The organism is uncultured Microbulbifer sp. (assembly GCF_947504145.1).
Lineage (GTDB): Bacteria > Pseudomonadota > Gammaproteobacteria > Pseudomonadales > Cellvibrionaceae > Microbulbifer.
Genome location: NZ_CANNGQ010000005.1, coordinates 324,463 through 340,698 on the forward strand (window position 1 = coordinate 324,463; position 16,236 = coordinate 340,698).

A 16,236-nucleotide genomic window follows, 5' to 3' on the forward strand; every position below is an offset into this window, starting at 1 on the left:
TGTGGCTCGTCGTCCACTTTTTCCTCCGTTTCTTCTCAGCCTCCCCCTGTTTTCTTGTTTGCCAATTTGTCGTTTGGCGCCCATTGCGAAATTTATATCCGATTTCTTGGTGAAACAGGGAATATTGTGCCGATATGGTGCTCCAGCCGGTAGCCTCGTCCCGGCACCGGAGTCCCCTGTGCTATAAACGGCGACAGCAAATGATTTTCTCTTCGCCCGTTCCCGGGCCCGTCCCAGCTGATAATTCGAACAATTGACCAGAGGATGCCGATGAAAAAACTAGCCTTGGTGATCGCCGTTGCCGCTGTGGCTGCAGCCGGGTGTGACAGCGGAAATGACAAGCCCGCTTCACAAACGCCGGTGCCGTCGTCCAGTGCGGAAGTCTCTTACGGTGCAGATACCACCGACGCGGGCACCGTGGCCCAGGCTGATAGTGCCAGTGACGCACTGGATGCCGAGGCGGCCAAGGACTTCCTGGACACTGCCCAGGAGCGGCTTGCCACTATGGCGGAAGAGGTGAGCCACGCGAGCTGGCTCGCCTCCACCTACATCAATGTGGACTCTCAGTTCACCGAGGCACTGGCGGTGGAGCGCTATACAGCGCTCGCCGTGGAGCTTGCCCAGGAGGCGGCTAAATTTGACGCGGTAACGCTGGATCCTGAAACCCGCCGCATGCTCACCATGCTGAAGCAGGGACTGGTATTCCCGGCACCCAATGACCCTAAACTGACCGCGGAGCTGGCCCAGATCGGCTCGAAGATGCAGGGTATGTACGGCGCGGGAAAATACTGCCCGGAACAGAAAACCGGCGACGACAAAAAGGGTAAGTGTTACACCCTCACGGAAATGGGCCAGATGATGGCCAACAGCCGCGATCCCAAGCTGCTCAAGGATCTTTGGGTAGGTTGGCGCAAAGTGTCTCCGCCGATGAAGCCGCTGTACGAGCGTCAGGTGGAGATCGGCAATGCCGGTGCCAAGGAGTTGGGATACGACAACCTGAGCGTGATGTGGCGCTCCAAGTACGATATGCCCGCCGATGCCTTCTCTGCCGATATGGACAATCAGTGGAGCAAGGTAAAGCCTTTGTATGAAGCGCTCCACTGCCATGTACGTGCGCGTCTGAATGAACACTACGGCGATGACGTGGTACCGGCGCAGGGTAAAATTCCCGCGCACTTGCTGGGCAATATGTGGGCGCAGGAGTGGGGGAATGTTTACGACATCGTAAAAGACGATGACATGGAAGCCCCCTACGATCTCACCCAGCTGGTGGTCGATTCTGGTATGAGTGAGAAGGACATGGTGAAAGTGGGGGAGAAATTCTTCACCTCCCTCGGCTTCAAGCCGCTGCCGGAAACCTTCTGGGAGCGCTCCCAGTTTGTGCAGCCCCGCGATCGCGACGTGGTGTGCCACGCCAGTGCCTGGAACCTGGATGGTAAAGACGATATCCGCATCAAGATGTGCATCAACAAAACCGGGGAAGACCTGATTACCGTGCACCATGAGCTGGGGCACAACTTCTATCAGCGCATTTATAACGAGCAGCCATTCCTGTACATGGAAGGCGCAAACGACGGTTTTCACGAAGCGGTCGGCGATACCATTGCGCTTTCCATCACCCCGAAGTATCTGAAAGAGATCGGGCTGATGGATGAAATTCCCGGAACCGACAAAGACATTGGCTACCTGATGCAGCAGGCGCTGGACAAGATTGCCTTCCTGCCATTTGGCTTGCTGGTGGATAAATGGCGCTGGCAGGTGTTTAACGGCGAAGTGCAGCCCGGTGATTACAACAAGGCGTGGTGGAAATTGCGCGAAGACTACCAGGGCATCCAGGCGCCGGTGCAGCGCAGTGAAGCGAACTTTGACCCGGGAGCCAAGTACCATATTCCAGGGAATACCCCCTACGCCCGCTACTTCCTTGCGCGTATCCAGCAGTTCCAGTTTCACCGCGCGCTGTGCGAAGCGGCGGGAGAGACCGGGCCGCTGCACCGCTGCTCCATTTTCAAAAATAATGCGGCGGGCGAAAAACTGCGCAACATGCTCGCCATGGGTGCCAGCAAACCCTGGCCGGATGCAATGGAAGCGCTCACGGGCCAGCGCGAACTGGATGCCGCCGCTATTGTGGATTATTTCCAGCCGCTGATGACTTACCTGGAAGAGCAGAACAAGGACCGGGAGTGCGGCTGGTAACAGACGGGAATTCTTCCGATTGGTTCAGGCTATCGACCGTATATTTACGATCAATCGCTTCCGGGGTTTGAAATGGAATCTTTGACCATAGTATTGGTAGTGACTTGATATGAATCAGGTGGGCATTCCTTTGGGGGATTGTTCATCTGCATGAAATATCCGGGGAGCGCCAGATGCCTCAATGCGGGTGCGGCGCATACCAGGCCCCGATTAATGGAATAAACCTGAGCCAAAAAAGAGGTTGCTAATGAGCAATATTGATATCGGTATTGGTGAAAAAGACCGCGAACAGGTCGCCGAGGGGCTGAAACGTCTGCTGGCGGATTCTTACACCCTGTACCTGCAGACCCACAACTTCCACTGGAATGTTACCGGTCGTCTGTTCCGCGAACTGCACCTGATGTTCGAAGAGCATTACACCGAGTTGGCCACCGCAGTCGACGATATCGCTGAGCGTATTCGCACGCTGGACGTGGTTGCCCCGGGTACTTATAAATCCTTCGCGAAGCTCAGCTCCATCAAGGAAGTTGAGGATGTCCCCGCCGCGGAAGAGATGGTGCGAATCCTGACTCAGGGCCACGAGCAGGTGGTGAAAACCTGTCGTGAAGTATTGAAGGCCGCTCAGGATGCGGATGACGAATCCACTGCGGCTCTGGTGGGTGATCGCATGCGAGTGCACGAGAAAACGGCCTGGATGCTGCGCGCTACCGCCCAGTAAACTCCGTCTGATTGTAACAAAACCGGCCTCTGGCCGGTTTTGTTGTTTCTGCCTGTTGGTTTTTCCTTATTCGCTGCTTGGTGCTGTCTCTGTTTCTTCCCATTTCCGCTTATTTTCTCCTGAGCTCACGGCACCCGCCTCGCCTGTCTTCCTGAGCCCATGACTGCTCCGGGTCACGTCGGTAGCCCCGCCAGATCGCCGTCCCGGCAAAGTTACTTCTTGCATCTTGTTACTGTGTGGTGCACAGTATTTACTGTGTGGTACACAGTATGAGGTGGTGGATGGGACAGGCGCCGGAAAAGCTCGACAGGTTGGTGATGGAAGTGCGGCGGGGTGCGCTCACCCTGGCAGTACTACTGGCACTGCGCGAGCCGCATTACGGCTATTCCCTGCGCAAAAGCCTGGGGGCAAAGGGGTTGGATATTGATGAGGGGACCCTCTACCCATTATTGCGCCGCCTGGAGGATCAGGGGCTGTTGTCCAGTCACTGGCAACAACAGGAGGGGCGCAAGCGGCGGTTTTACCAGATCGATGCCGGAGGCGAAATTGCCCTGGCGGAGATGCGCGCGGAATGGCAGGGGCTGAACGATGTGATCGGCCAGCTCGGTGGATAGTCGGTGGTACTGAGATATAGCGGGTGGCGCGTTAACACCGAGCGCCACGCGATGGGAAAGCGAACAGAGGAAAACAGCATGGACTGGTTGCAGCGCTATGTGGATAACGTACGCACCTATTTACCGGCGCGGTTGCGTGAAGATGTGGGAAATGAGCTCTATTCGGGGCTTCAGGATCAGTGTGACGAGCTGGAAGAATCCCTCAGCCGTCCGCCAACGGAAGAAGAGATTCTGGCGCTGCTGAAAGAGAAAGGGCATCCCATGGCGGTGGCCGCAGGCTACCAACCCCGGCGGACTCTGGTCAGCGAGCCATTGTTTCCGGTGTACCTGCAGGTATTAAAGTGGACGCTGATGGTAATTGCGGTAGTGAGTGCGGTTGGTGTGATTGCTTCACTGGCCTCCGACACAAACCCCAGTTTTGTTGGCGCGGCCATCCGTTGGCTGGTCGGGATGTATGAGAGCGGTGTGTACTCCTTTGCCTGGATTACCCTGGTGTTCTATCTCGCCGGCGAGAGCCTGGGGCGCTGCAAAGTGTTTGCCAACTGGAATCCACGCTCACTGCCGCGTATTGCTGAGAGTGGCCGGCGTATCCAGCGTTTTGACTCGGCGGTGGAGTTCGTGGTCACCCTGTTAGCGATGGCCTGGTTGAATGATTTATGGTTATTGCCGGCCGGTGGCAGTTCTTCACTGGCTCTTTCCGCGGGATTTGACGCCCTGCTGCCATGGTTGAATATCGCCCTCGGGGCCAGCGTACTGATGTCGCTGACCAAGTTGCTTTCACCCTACTGGACGCAGTCGCGGCTGCTGATCGATTTAGGACTCAACACCTACTGGCTCGTGTTACTTGCTAACCTCATCGGAATTTATCCGCCGTTTTCGCTCACCTGGGGTGACGGTGAAATCTGGCAGCCGTCCCAGACCGGCTGGCAGGTGGGGGTTGGGATTGTTATCGCCATCACCGCCTGGGATCTTTTGCAAAACCTGCGCAAATTGATGCGCTTGTGGACAGAACACCGGGCGGTCTAGGCATCTCGCAGCATATTCAGTAGTGGCGTGCTAATGCCCAGCCGCGATTGCCTTGAATGCAGACGCTGCGCTGGAAAGGCCACCACTGCTGCGAGTCAGGATGCCGACCTGATGTACCACCTCCGGTGTGGTCAGGCGTTTGCACAACAGTCCATAGCTGCGCATCTGTTCCTCGCACAAACTGGGTACGGCGCTCACACCGAGGCCGGATTGAACCAGCCGACCTATGGTGCTGAGCTGGCTGGCCTCGCACAGGAGGCGGGGTTTATGTGGAGAGTGCACCTCGGAAGCGGCCTGTGCGAAGGCGCCGTCCGTCCATCGGCGCACCGCAGAGCCACGGTTCATGGCGATAAACGACTCCCGTGCAAGATCCTGCCAGCGCAGACTTTTCTTTTTGCCGTAGCGGTGCGCCGGCGGTAGTACCGCGATAAAGCGATCGTCAGCGATGGGGGTAAAGTCGAGGTTGCCCAGTTCGTCCGGGCGGAAGCTGATGCCGAGTTCGGCCCGGCCGTCCTGTACCGCACTCACCACGCGTTCCATTACGATGTCTTCCAGCACGATATTGATATCCGGATGTCGCCGATGGAATTTTTCCAGCAGGGTCGGCAACTGGTTCAGGGCAAACGCCGGGATGGCGGCAATGGATAGTTGCCCCTGCTGCAGTTGAAAGCGTTGTTGTACCGCATCCAGCGTGCTGTCCCAGTTGTGCAACAGCTGTTGGGCGCGCTCGACAAATTGTGTGCCCTCGGGTGTGAGCACCAGTTGCCTGCCGTCCCGACTGAACAGGTCGCCGCCTAGGGATTCCTCCAGGCTGCGAATGGCAATGGAGATCGCCGGCTGGGATATGTGTAGCTGCGCACTGGCTTCGGCCAGGCTGCGGGTGCGGGCGACCGTCACGAATGCCCGCAGTTGCTTGATGGTGGTGCTCAAGTGGATTCGCCCTGGCCGCTGGATTTTAAATGTTAAACAAATATTAACAGTTATGAATAAGTTTAAATTAGAGTTAAGTGTTAGACCAAGGCATGATTGTTCCTGAGGCGAGACCGCGAATAATAAGAAACGGTCACAGCGCGGCATTGATAAGAGGGCGGGATGCCCGCCAGCCCCACCGCTGATGCCAATAACAGACGCCATACTTGCGGAACGCCGTTTCCCGCAGGTTCCCGAAGCGAAATCGAACCCGCAGCAAAATTGAGAGAGTTTGGTCGAGATGAGCAATCCCGTAGCGCCCCTTTGGCAGCCCACCCCAGAAGCCATAGCAAAGACCCAGATGGACCAGTTTCGTCGCCGTGTGAACGACAACCACGGCCAGTCACTGCCGGATTACAGTGCGCTGCACCAGTGGTCTGTGGATAACCGCGCGTCTTTCTGGGGTGATTTGTGGGATTTCGGTGAGGTTGTCGCCAGTGAGCGCGGCGAGCGGATACTGGGCGACGACACCATGCCCGGCGCGGAATGGTTCCCCGATGCGAGACTGAACTTTGCCGAAAACCTGCTGCGTTTCCGCGACGATCGCGTCGCGCTGATTGAGCGCCTCGAAAACGGCGGCCGCCGGCAACTGACGTATGCAGAATTGTTCGAGAAAGCCGAGCGGCTGGCATCTGCGCTGGTCAGTGTGGGGGTGGGCAAGGGTGACCGGGTCGCTGGATTCATGCCGAATATCATCGACACCGTGGTGGCCATGCTGGCCACAACCAGCCTGGGTGCAATCTGGACATCCTGCTCGCCAGATTTTGGTATCAATGGCGTTCTGGACCGCTTCGGCCAGGTTGAGCCGAAGGTACTGTTTGCCTGCGAAGGATACTTTTACAACGGTAAGACCATCGATTCTCTGCCGCGGCTGGCGCAGATCATCGAACAGATCGGATCGATCGAGCATCTGGTGGTGGTGCCGGTAGCCCGCGATGCGGCGCAGACCGCCGACGCCATTGCCGGCCTCGAGCGCGCGACCACTCTGGATGCGTTTACCGAGTCCGCTCCGGCGCGTGCGCTGACGTTTGAGCAAACCGAATTCAACCACCCGCTTTACATCATGTACTCCTCCGGCACCACGGGTGTGCCCAAGTGCATTGTGCATGGCGTGGGCGGCACCTTGCTACAGCACATTAAAGAGCACCGGTTACACACGGATATTTCCCGCGAGGATACCCTTTTCTACTTCACCACCTGTGGTTGGATGATGTGGAACTGGCTGGTGAGCGGCCTCGCCTGTGGTGCCACCCTGGTTCTTTACGACGGTTCCCCGTTCTACCCGGCGGCCCAGTGCCTTTGGGATATGGCGGATGAAGAAAATATCAGCGTGTTTGGCACCAGTGCCAAATATATCGCCGCGCTGGAGAAGGCAGGTTGCAAGCCCCGTGAGAGTCACAAGCTCAAGGGTTTACGCGCAGTACTCTCCACCGGCTCGCCGCTCGCACACGAAGGGTTCCGCTACGTGTACCGGGATATCAAGGCCGACGTCTGCCTGTCTTCTATTTCCGGTGGCACCGATATCGTTTCCTGTTTCGCGCTGGGTAATCCGGCGCTGCCGGTGTATCCGGGGGAGCTGCAGTGTCGCGGCCTCGGAATGGAAGTGGAAGTCTGGAACGAAGACGGCAAGCCGGTACTCGAAAACAAGGGCGAACTGGTGTGCGCCAGCTCTTTTCCCTGCATGCCGATCGGTTTCTGGAACGACCCAGACGGCAGTAAATACCACGATGCGTATTTCGATAACTGGCCCGGCGTCTGGGCACACGGCGACTACGCGGAAATAACCGAACACGGCGGTGTGATCATTTACGGCCGCTCCGATGCTGTGCTCAATCCCGGCGGTGTGCGTATTGGTACCGCCGAGATTTATCGGCAGGTGGAGAAGGTCGAGGAGGTGCTGGATAGCATCTGCATTGGTCAGGAGTGGCGGGACGACGTGCGCGTGGTGCTGTTCGTGGTACTGCGCGAAGGCGTGGACCTGGACGACGACCTGATCCAGAAGATCCGCACCACCATCCGCGCCAATACCACACCGCGCCATGTGCCGGCGAAAGTGATCCAGGTGGCGGACATACCGCGTACCATCAGTGGCAAGATCGTGGAACTGGCGGTGCGCAATGTGGTACACGGCAAGCCGGTGAAAAATCAGGAAGCGCTGGCGAACCCTGAAGCGTTGCAGCTGTTTGAAAATCTTGAAGCACTGGCCGGAGAGTAGTTTTCGGCTCAGTCCCAACTAAAAGACAAAAAAATGCCGGGGCAGGAGATACCTGACCCGGCGAACAGTTGGGGTAGATGGTCTGCTGACCCGTTTTGGTGACCAGGTCTGCAAAAAAATCAGGCGGGCTGAAGCCTGGGGCCGGGTGGAGATCGGTACCCGGCCGGGGAAAAAACGCTATCAGGCAGCCTTCAGGTGCTGATGTACTTCTGACTGCTCAATTCGCGACTGCTCTTCGTTCATTTTGCGCAGCGCCATGCGGGTGAAATACCCGCCCATCAGGCACACAAACGCGATAATCCCAAGGCTCAGCAGGCCGGAAAAACTGGTGAAAAGGTCGATCATTGCGTCCATGATTGCCTCCTGGCTCAATTGGCGTTGGGCTCTGGTGTTGCCCTGCGGTTTGTCTTTAACTGTGTCCAGTGTAAAGTGGCGCCATCTGGCGACCTTGATCCAGATCAAGCCTGCCTGCGAAACTACGCTGGTCTTGCGCTAAGCTATTGGTGCCTGATGCTGGCAGCTGGGCCAGTGGCCTTACTCGCTTCATCAGTGGTGCTACGAGAAGTGCCATGCAGAAAGCGCCATAAGATAAGAAGCACGCAAGCCGCAGAAACCAATAATTTCACGGAAGACAAGCATGATTACCTACCTCTATTGGGTCGCCATTATCGCCCTGGTTGTTCTTGCCCTGTTTGCCGGCAGCCGCTTTGGTAGCCTGGGTAAAGGGGCCATTGTCGGAGCGATCATCTTTCTCGCCGGCTGGCTCGCCTATTACTTTCACTTTGAACAGGTCTTCGTCAAACGCTTCGGTGGTGTGATGCGTATCAATGTGCCGGAAGGGCAGAGGCACCTTGGCTCTACCTGGAAAGACGACAACCTGTGGGTGGAAAACTACGATCCGGAAACCAACGAGTGTATTTTCAGCGAGTACTCCAAAGGCAATTTACTGGAAGGCCGGGTCATCATCCGCAACTGCAATCCCTTGATGGAGCGTACCGGGTCGGCCCCGGCGCGCTGAATTGAATTGGAACTGGCTGGCTTGATCCGAGCCGGCGCACACGGATGTAAAGACCGGTAAAGTTGCGCCGCTTAGAGCAACTTTCATTGGTGTTCGGCGTCGCAGTGGTGGTAGTTGGCAAACGGAACCTTGTCTTGCGCGTTTCTTGTATAGCTCCTCGAGCTTCAGTTTTTTCCTTTGCGACTCTGGTGTTGCTGGCTGTGTTGTTTCTGCTGGCGCCACAGCAGGGGAGTGCCCTGCCGTTTTTTGACAACCTGCCCAAGTTCAAAGTGCGCGTTTCTGAAAACCGCGAGCTGCAGGAGTGGCTCAAAGATCAGTTGAACGAGCAGCGCAAATCCAGCAGCGTGCTCAAATCCTACGAAGACCCTCTGGATGTGGCCCGCTACGAGCGCGGCACCCTGGAGAAGCTGTTGCGCTCCCGGGGCTACTACGACGGTCGCGTACGCCAGTCGGTCACCGATGGTGAAATCCTTTACCGGGTAGTCCCCGGGCCTGTCTACCGTATCAACAGTCTCGAAATTCGAATGCCGTCGCACCTCAAGCCGGGGTTTCCCGGTGTTGGTCTGAGTGTCGGTGACCCGCTGGAAGCGGAGAAGGTGACCGAGGGCGTCAACCGGATTGAAACCTATCTGGCAGAGAGCGCCTGCCTGTTGAATGTGGATGTGACCTACCAGGCCACTGTGGTCCACAGCGAGCATGCGGCGCGGCTCGAATATCGCGTGGCGCAGAGCCCGGAAGTGCATATCGGGCAGATTTTCGTGGAAGGTGTCACCACCATTGACGAAGATTTTCTGCGCAAACGCCTGAAGCTGGAGGAGGGCGATTGCTTCTCACGCAAGAAAATGGACGCGGCCAAATTGCGCATGTTGCGCACTAACCTGGTTGCCGGTGTGAACGCGGAAGTTTCTGAGCCCCATGGCGGCATTGTCGACGTTACCTTCATGGTGATCGAGCGCAAACACCGCACCATTCGCCTGGGGGTGGGCTACTCCTCCGACGATGGCGGCGGTGTGTCTGCTGGCTGGGAGCACCGCAACATTCTCGGCCGCGGCGAGAAAATTGAAGTGGAAACACGGGCCTATGAAGTCGCCCAGTCACTCAAGGCTGAGCTACAGGTGCCGCGTTTTTTTCGCGATGATCAGGACTTCGCGGCAACCGCCGAGGCGGAGAATGAAGACCGGGACTCCTACCAGGCCGAATCCATCACCGTGGGGGGCACCATCTCCCGTCGGCATACCAAGCACCGCACGTTCAGCGTGGGGAGTGCGCTCAAGTTCAGTGAGGTGCAGGAAGAGGGCGAAGAGAGCGAAAACTATAATCTGCTGTCGTTTCCTCTCGGGCTCAAAATTGACACCACCGACAACCTGCTGGATGCGCACAGTGGCGCGACTGTCGCACTGGAAATAAAACCGTATTTTGACCTCCGCGGCAGCGGTACCCAATTTACCAAAAACACCCTGGTGATGACCGGCTATCACACCTTTGAAGAAACCCGCTTCAAGCCAACTGCCGCGCTGCGCATCAAAGCCGGTGTGATTTCCGGGGCCGACAATCTGGAAATTCCTGCAGACGAACGTTTTTATGCCGGTGGTGGTGGCTCGGTGCGCGGATACAGCTACCAGGCGCTGGGACCTCGGCGGCTGATTCCATCAACCGCTGCGGGCGAACCGCCCGAACTCTCCGATCCTATTGGTGGTCGCAGCCTCAGTGAAATTTCACTGGAGGGGCGTTTTCGCTTTACCGAAACCTGGGGCGGCGTGTTTTTTGTCGACGGCGGCAACGCCTACGCCGATCCGCAACCCAGCTTCGATGATCTCTACTGGGGCGCGGGTTTTGGCGTCCGTTATATGACCTCGTTCGCGCCATTGCGGTTTGATATCGCCTTCCCGCTGGATCGCCGGGAAGGCCTCGACGATAGCGCCTACCAGATTTACGTCAGTCTCGGGCAGGCATTCTGATCATGGCGGACGTTTCGAGCAAAAAAACACGCTCCGCCTTGCGCATGCCGCGCGCACCGCGACTGACCCTGTTTGTGGCAACGCTGGTGTTTCCCCTGCTGATGGCGATATTCCTGGTGGGTTCTGATACTGGCCGCGAGGCGCTCACCCGAGGTGGCCTGGCCATCGCCCGGTACTATCTACCGGACCTGGAAATCAATGCCGAAGGGCTGCGCAGCCGCGAGCTGGGCCACTGGTATTTCGAGCTGCTGCAGGTGCGCTACAAAGAGCAGCCTATGGTCGAGGCGCATCAGCTTACCTTGCACCTCGATATGCAGCAGTTATGGCACAACCGGATTCACCTTCCCGAGGTGAGCGCTCGCTCATTGCTATTTGATAACACGCTGCTCGGGGATTACCTGCAGGCCCATGTCAGCGAAGAGGAAGTGGAAGATACCGCGGAAGAAGTGGATGACCCCACCATGCCGGCAATCTGGGTAGAGCGTCTGGCGGTAGACAACCTGACGGTGATTGACGGTGCGCTGAAAGATTTCCCGGTGGTGTCTTTGAATGGTCAGGGCAGCTATCGCTGGCCCGACCGCGAGTCCGCGCTGGCTTTGGACGTGGCGGAGATACAGGGCCACAAAATGCAGGTGCAACTGGATGGCAAGATGCAGAGCGACAAGGTGTACGCGCTGTCGTTATCCGCCGATGAGAACCCCGGTGGTTTTCTGGGGCGCACTTTGCAATTGCCCGAAGGGCAGTCGCTCGATGCCGATGGCCGCCTCCTGCTGACACTCGCCGGCGAAAACCAGCTGAACGTGACCGTCGAGCAGTTTTCCCTGCCGCTGTTGCATCACCGTTTTGGCCTCGTGGGCCGCGCCGATGTGATGCTGTCTCCCTGGTCCGTTACCACTGATGCGCTCAACCTGACAGTGGACGACACCCGGCACCGCATAAGTGGTGTGATCGACAGTGAGGCCATGGATTTACAGGTGCGATTGAATCGCCTGCCTGTGGCAATTTCCCAGCCGTGGCAGGACTATTTACAGGGCGGGTGGCTGTCGGCGGATCTTTCGGTGAAAGGTCCACTTAAACTCCCCAGTGCCGATGGCACCCTCGAACTGCGCTCCAGCTACCAGAAACAACCGGTGCACTTCACCGGTCAGGTGGAAACTGTTGAAGACGTCATTCAAATCCGGTCTGCACAGCTGACATTTTCGGACATGGCACTGGATGCCAGTGGCAGTGTGGATATCGGCGGTGAATCCCTGGACGTGAAAGGTGTCATCGAGCAGTTGCCCGTCGCCGAGATTCGCCGGATTCTGTCCTCGTTAAAAGAAACCCGCGACGTGGAAATTCCTGCGGAATTGGATGGCACCATCGAGCGCCTGCAGGTGACTGCGGCAGGCCCGTGGAAGAACCCGCAATTGACGGTGGAGCTGGCCAGTGCGGTGCAGTACCAGGAGTTTGAAACGTCTCTGCAGGGGCATGCGACCGGTGACCTGAAGAAGTTTGCCATCAGCGACCTGCTGCTGGAGGGGGAAGGGCTGCGAGTAAGCGGCAGCGGTGAGGTCAACCTGGAAAGGAAAGCGCTGCAGTTCCAGCTGGATATGGCCGCGCGGGGGTTGCAGCCCGCGGAGCAGTTTGGCCTGCCGGTGGATCCGGGGACAGAGGTGGATCTGGATGCCGTAGTGTCGGTCACCGGGCCATTCGACAACCCGAAAATGTCTGCGCGCCTGTCGTCGGACGGACAGTATCGGGAATACCGTTATCGCCTGCGCGGCGGCGCCGCCGGCAACGCAGAAGCGCTGACCTTCGACCGCCTGCGCCTGGATCTCTACAGCGGTGGCGGTGCCCCCGTTTCAGAAAACGGCGGGCAGTCGCTGATGCCGGATCTGCGCACGGATCCGGGGCAGGACTATCCGTTACAGCAATCCCGCGAGCGCATCAGCGATCCCTCTGTATTGGCAGCAGATTCCGAACAGGCGCGCCAGCGCGGGTACGCGTGGCTTGAACTTAACGGCGTTGTGGAGCCAAAGGCGCAGCGCGTCAACGGCAGTGTGGCTGCGCGCAATATTCCCCTGGGTATGGCCGAGTTGGCGGGGGTGGAATTGCCGCCATCACTGCGTGGTGAGCTGAGCATCGACGGGCAGTTTTCCGGCCCATTTGCATCCCCCGAGGCCACCGCCAATATTCTGGGGCTTGGTGAATACCGCGGTGAGCCCTGGCATATCCAGGGCGATGTCAGCTACGGCAAGGCGCAGGTGGTGCTATCGCAAGTGAAACTGTTGTGGGCGGGGCGCAACCAGCTCACCGCCGATGGCAGCCTGAGCGAGCAGGCCCTGGACCTGGAAGTGCGGGCACAGGCGGTGCTGATGGACTTCGAAGAGTGGATACGTGCGGACATTGCCGATAGCGGTGAACTGTCCCTGTGGATGACGGCGAAGGGCACCCCGCAAGATCCGGAACTCGCCGGCGAGCTGAAAGTTGGTGGGCGCGCGCCGGCGCTGCGGGACGATGCACTGGTGCAATCGCCACTGTCCCTGTCGCTCGCCTGGCAGACGCAGTCGGGCAACCTGGATATCAATCTGGATGCGCGTCATGGCAGCCGTGAGGCTGCCGATGCCGAAGCAACCCTGGCGATAGCGCCGATACTGGAGCAGCTGTTCCGGGAAAAGCCCGCGGGTGAATCGCCGCCGCTTCCCGTTGACCTGCAAGCCAACGGCCAGGCGGACCTGGCTGCGCTCGGCGCCTTTTTCGATCCGGAAATTCACACCATGCGCGGCCGTCTGGATTTCAATCTGACGGCCGACGGCACCACGGCGTCGCCCAATGCCCGCGGCAATATCAATCTGCGTGACGGCTATTACGAACACCGCCCGAGTAATACCCGCTTGCGCGGTATGGTGTTTGTGGCGGAGCTGAGCCCCGAGGCCTGGCGTGTTGTGGAAGCGAGTGCGCGGGATGGTGATCGAGGCCGTGTGGACTTGCAGGGGGCGGTCCGCTTTAACGCTCCAGAGCCACCCTCACTGGATTTCTCGCTCACCGCCAAAGACGCCCATCTATTGAATATGCCCGGCGCCAAGGGTGCATTCCGCGGCGAGCTGCGTCTGACCGGCACCACGGAGGATGCGTTGTTGGCCGGCACATTGAATTTGCGACCACTGGCGGTACAGGTGGAGCACTTTATCGGCAGCAGTGTGCCGGAAATCGACGTCGTGGAAGTGGAGGTCTACGGTGGCGAAAGCGAGCAGGGACCGGCACTGATGGAAAATATCCAGCTGGCGCTGAAAGTGGTGTTGGATCAGCAATCCTATGTGCGCGGCCTGGGGCTCGACTCCGAGCTCAAGGGCGAGGTGGATATCGCCGGTACCGCGGCGGATCCTCAGGCATCTGGCACGCTGAGTATTGTGCGTGGCAAGTTCGACCTGCTTGGCAAGAAGTTTGACCTTCAGGAAGGAGAGGTGCAGTTTGAGAATAATGTTGCCGCCATCTACGTGAAGGGGGTGCATACCTACGCGGAAGGGGAGATTACCGCCGAGATTTCCGGCACCACCGATGACCCGGAAATAGAGTTCAGTTCCGATCCGGCCGCAGCCCAGGATGAAATCTTCGCGCAGCTCCTGTTCGGCAAGTCGCTGACGGATATTTCGCCGTTGCAGGCGGTGCGTCTGGTGGGCGTGGTGCGCACGCTACAGACCGGCAATACGGGATTTGACCCGCTCGCCAGCACCCGGGATCTGGTGGGGCTGGATACTCTCGATGTTGAAACCGAGGCCACCGATGAGGGCGATCAGTACTCCCTGAGCCTGGGGAAATACATTACCAGCCGCATTTACCTGGAGCTTCAGCGCAGTACCGACCCGCTGAATCCATGGCAGGCGGAAATGCAGATCGAGTTGCGCAAAAACCTGCGGCTGGATATCAATTCGTCCGACAATGAGGAAAGCGGCGGCGGAAGTGTGGAATTGCAGTGGAAGAAGGATTACTGAACAACTATAAAAATTGAACAGAATTAAAAAGGATGGGAAAAAACGAAATGGAATATTCAATCGTTGTATTGGCCGCCGGATACTCCCATCGCTTTGGTGGCGACAAGCGCCTTGCCAGCATTCAGGGAGAACCCATGTTGTTGCGCAGCCTGGAAACGGCGCTGGAAGCCTCTTCTTCTCTGGAGGACGCCGATGTTCAGGTGGTATTGCGCGCTCGCGACCCGGTGATCGCCAATGGCCTGCGAAAAATGCCGCTTCAGGTACTGCACGCGCCGGTCTGGCCGGTGAGCATTGGCGCCAGCCTCGCGTTTGCGGTTGAAAATCTGCAGCGCACCGGCGCCAACCCTAAGGCGGTACTGGTGTGTATGGGGGACATGCCCTTCGTCGAGCCGGAAACGCTGGTCGCTATTCTGAATGCGTCTCGCGAGGACCGCATCCACGTTCCGGTGTGTGCCGGTACCCGCGGTTATCCCATTGCCATCGGCCGCAAGTACCTCTCCGCTCTGTCCCGCTTGCGCAATACTGGTATGGAAAAAGTCCTGCGCATATTTGCCGATGCTGTGGTCGATGTCGAGGTGAGTGACCCGGCGATCAACTGCGACATCAACCGCCCGGACGATTTCCACGCAGCAGTGCGGCAGGATCTGTTCGGTAAAATTTTTGCATCTCCCGATAAAGCCGCGGGTGAGCTGCTTCCATCGCCGTTGGAATAACAAAATAGGCCTCCGTGGCCACCGCAAAAAACTCCGCCGGAGACTGCGCACCATAGGTGTCCAGCACGGAAATACTCTGGGTCGACGGTGGTTGGCTTTCCTCCCTCTCAGCGGACTCGGCCCGGGTGTGTAGTGCATGCAGCCGCTGGCGCAGGGCTTCAAATGCCTCGCGCATGACCGGTGCCCAGTCCTTGCCATCTTCACTGCGCTCAAAAGGTGGGCGCCCGTCCACATAACCATCTTCTTCGTCGAGCTTGTGTGCGAACTCGTGAATCGCCACATTGTGTCCCTGCTCGGGGTGCGTCAACCCTTGCTGAATATCATCCCACGAGAGCACCACTGGTCCGCGGAAATGGGCCTCGCCGGCGCGGGCGCTCAAATGGCTGGACTGCACATGCCCGTGATGATGGGTTTCCTGCGCCACATAGGCGTCCGGGTAAATCAGGATGGTGCGCAGGTCCGGGTAGCAATTGTTGTCGCGCGCCAGTAGCAGCAGGCAGGCGTGCGCGGCGATCACCACGCGCATCTCCTCTGTCACTTCCAGGCCGTTGCAGCCGACAAACTCCTTGTCCCGCAGAAACAGGCTGGTGTTCTGTTGAAGCTCCTGCTGCCTTTCTGGTGGAAGAGCGGGATACAGCGCCAGTCGGCTACGCAGAATGGCTTCCTGTTTTTTGCTCAAGGGCCGTGAGCGCAGGTATTGTCGGCGCAGCCGTTGCCACGCCATGGGAAGCACCCACACCAGAATCGCAAAAACAATAACTGCCAGAAATATCTCCAACCTCGTGTCCTCTGTCGATTTCCTTGGGCGTCCAGTGTATCGCACGGGCAGGTAATATTG

General features: G+C 58.2%; 12 protein-coding genes. 9 read left to right on the forward strand and 3 right to left on the reverse strand.

Annotated elements, in window-relative coordinates; genetic code table 11:
- Positions 1 to 270: 270 nt before the first annotated feature.
- The 4 genes from Q1A74_RS17115 (at position 271) to Q1A74_RS17130 (ending at position 4,551) form a co-directional block, all read left to right on the forward strand.
- Positions 271 to 2,193 (forward strand): M2 family metallopeptidase, encoded by a 1,923-nt coding sequence (locus Q1A74_RS17115; protein ID WP_299599207.1) that lies wholly within the window; start codon positions 271 to 273, stop codon positions 2,191 to 2,193.
- 247 nt (positions 2,194 to 2,440) lie between these two features.
- The gene (locus Q1A74_RS17120; RefSeq protein ID WP_299599210.1) at positions 2,441 to 2,911 is read left to right on the forward strand and encodes a Dps family protein; all 471 of its coding nucleotides are present in this window, start codon (positions 2,441 to 2,443) and stop codon (positions 2,909 to 2,911) included.
- A gap of 269 nt (positions 2,912 to 3,180) precedes the next feature.
- Complete coding sequence (locus tag Q1A74_RS17125) at positions 3,181 to 3,525, forward strand: PadR family transcriptional regulator (RefSeq protein WP_299599213.1); 345 nt, start codon at positions 3,181 to 3,183, stop codon at positions 3,523 to 3,525.
- Positions 3,526 to 3,603: 78 nt separating this feature from the next.
- The gene (locus Q1A74_RS17130) at positions 3,604 to 4,551 is read left to right on the forward strand and encodes a hypothetical protein (protein WP_299599216.1); all 948 of its coding nucleotides are present in this window, start codon (positions 3,604 to 3,606) and stop codon (positions 4,549 to 4,551) included.
- A gap of 30 nt (positions 4,552 to 4,581) precedes the next feature.
- Here the strand turns inward: Q1A74_RS17130 and Q1A74_RS17135 are convergent, their stop codons facing one another.
- Entirely contained in the window at positions 4,582 to 5,481 is a 900-nt protein-coding gene (locus tag Q1A74_RS17135) for a LysR family transcriptional regulator (RefSeq protein ID WP_299599219.1), read from the reverse strand.
- Positions 5,482 to 5,761: 280 nt separating this feature from the next.
- On the opposite strand from Q1A74_RS17135, the gene Q1A74_RS17140 reads away from it, so the two are divergent.
- Positions 5,762 to 7,735 carry an acetoacetate--CoA ligase gene (locus Q1A74_RS17140; RefSeq protein WP_299599222.1) on the forward strand — a complete coding sequence of 658 codons (1,974 nt, stop codon included), beginning with the start codon at positions 5,762 to 5,764 and terminating at the stop codon, positions 7,733 to 7,735.
- Positions 7,736 to 7,915: 180 nt separating this feature from the next.
- Here the strand turns inward: Q1A74_RS17140 and Q1A74_RS17145 are convergent, their stop codons facing one another.
- On the reverse strand, positions 7,916 to 8,089 hold the full coding sequence (locus tag Q1A74_RS17145; RefSeq protein WP_299599225.1) for a DUF3149 domain-containing protein: 174 nt from the start codon (positions 8,087 to 8,089) through the stop codon (positions 7,916 to 7,918).
- A gap of 283 nt (positions 8,090 to 8,372) precedes the next feature.
- On the opposite strand from Q1A74_RS17145, the gene Q1A74_RS17150 reads away from it, so the two are divergent.
- The 4 genes from Q1A74_RS17150 to Q1A74_RS17165 all read left to right on the forward strand — a co-directional run bounded on the left by Q1A74_RS17150 (position 8,373) and on the right by Q1A74_RS17165 (position 15,398).
- Positions 8,373 to 8,753 (forward strand): hypothetical protein, encoded by a 381-nt coding sequence (locus tag Q1A74_RS17150; RefSeq protein WP_299599228.1) that lies wholly within the window; start codon positions 8,373 to 8,375, stop codon positions 8,751 to 8,753.
- A gap of 200 nt (positions 8,754 to 8,953) precedes the next feature.
- On the forward strand, positions 8,954 to 10,711 hold the full coding sequence (locus Q1A74_RS17155; protein WP_299599231.1) for an autotransporter assembly complex family protein: 1,758 nt from the start codon (positions 8,954 to 8,956) through the stop codon (positions 10,709 to 10,711).
- Positions 10,712 to 10,713: 2 nt separating this feature from the next.
- Positions 10,714 to 14,685, forward strand: coding sequence for a translocation/assembly module TamB domain-containing protein (locus Q1A74_RS17160; protein ID WP_299599234.1), 3,972 nt, complete (start codon positions 10,714 to 10,716; stop codon positions 14,683 to 14,685).
- Positions 14,686 to 14,732: 47 nt separating this feature from the next.
- Positions 14,733 to 15,398, forward strand: coding sequence for a nucleotidyltransferase family protein (locus Q1A74_RS17165; protein ID WP_299599237.1), 666 nt, complete (start codon positions 14,733 to 14,735; stop codon positions 15,396 to 15,398).
- Here Q1A74_RS17165 and Q1A74_RS17170 read toward each other — a convergent pair.
- Positions 15,289 to 16,122 (reverse strand): zinc-dependent peptidase, encoded by an 834-nt coding sequence (locus Q1A74_RS17170; protein WP_299599240.1) that lies wholly within the window; start codon positions 16,120 to 16,122, stop codon positions 15,289 to 15,291. The two genes, Q1A74_RS17165 and Q1A74_RS17170, sit on opposite strands and share 110 nt — an antisense overlap.
- Positions 16,123 to 16,236: the final 114 nt, after the last annotated feature.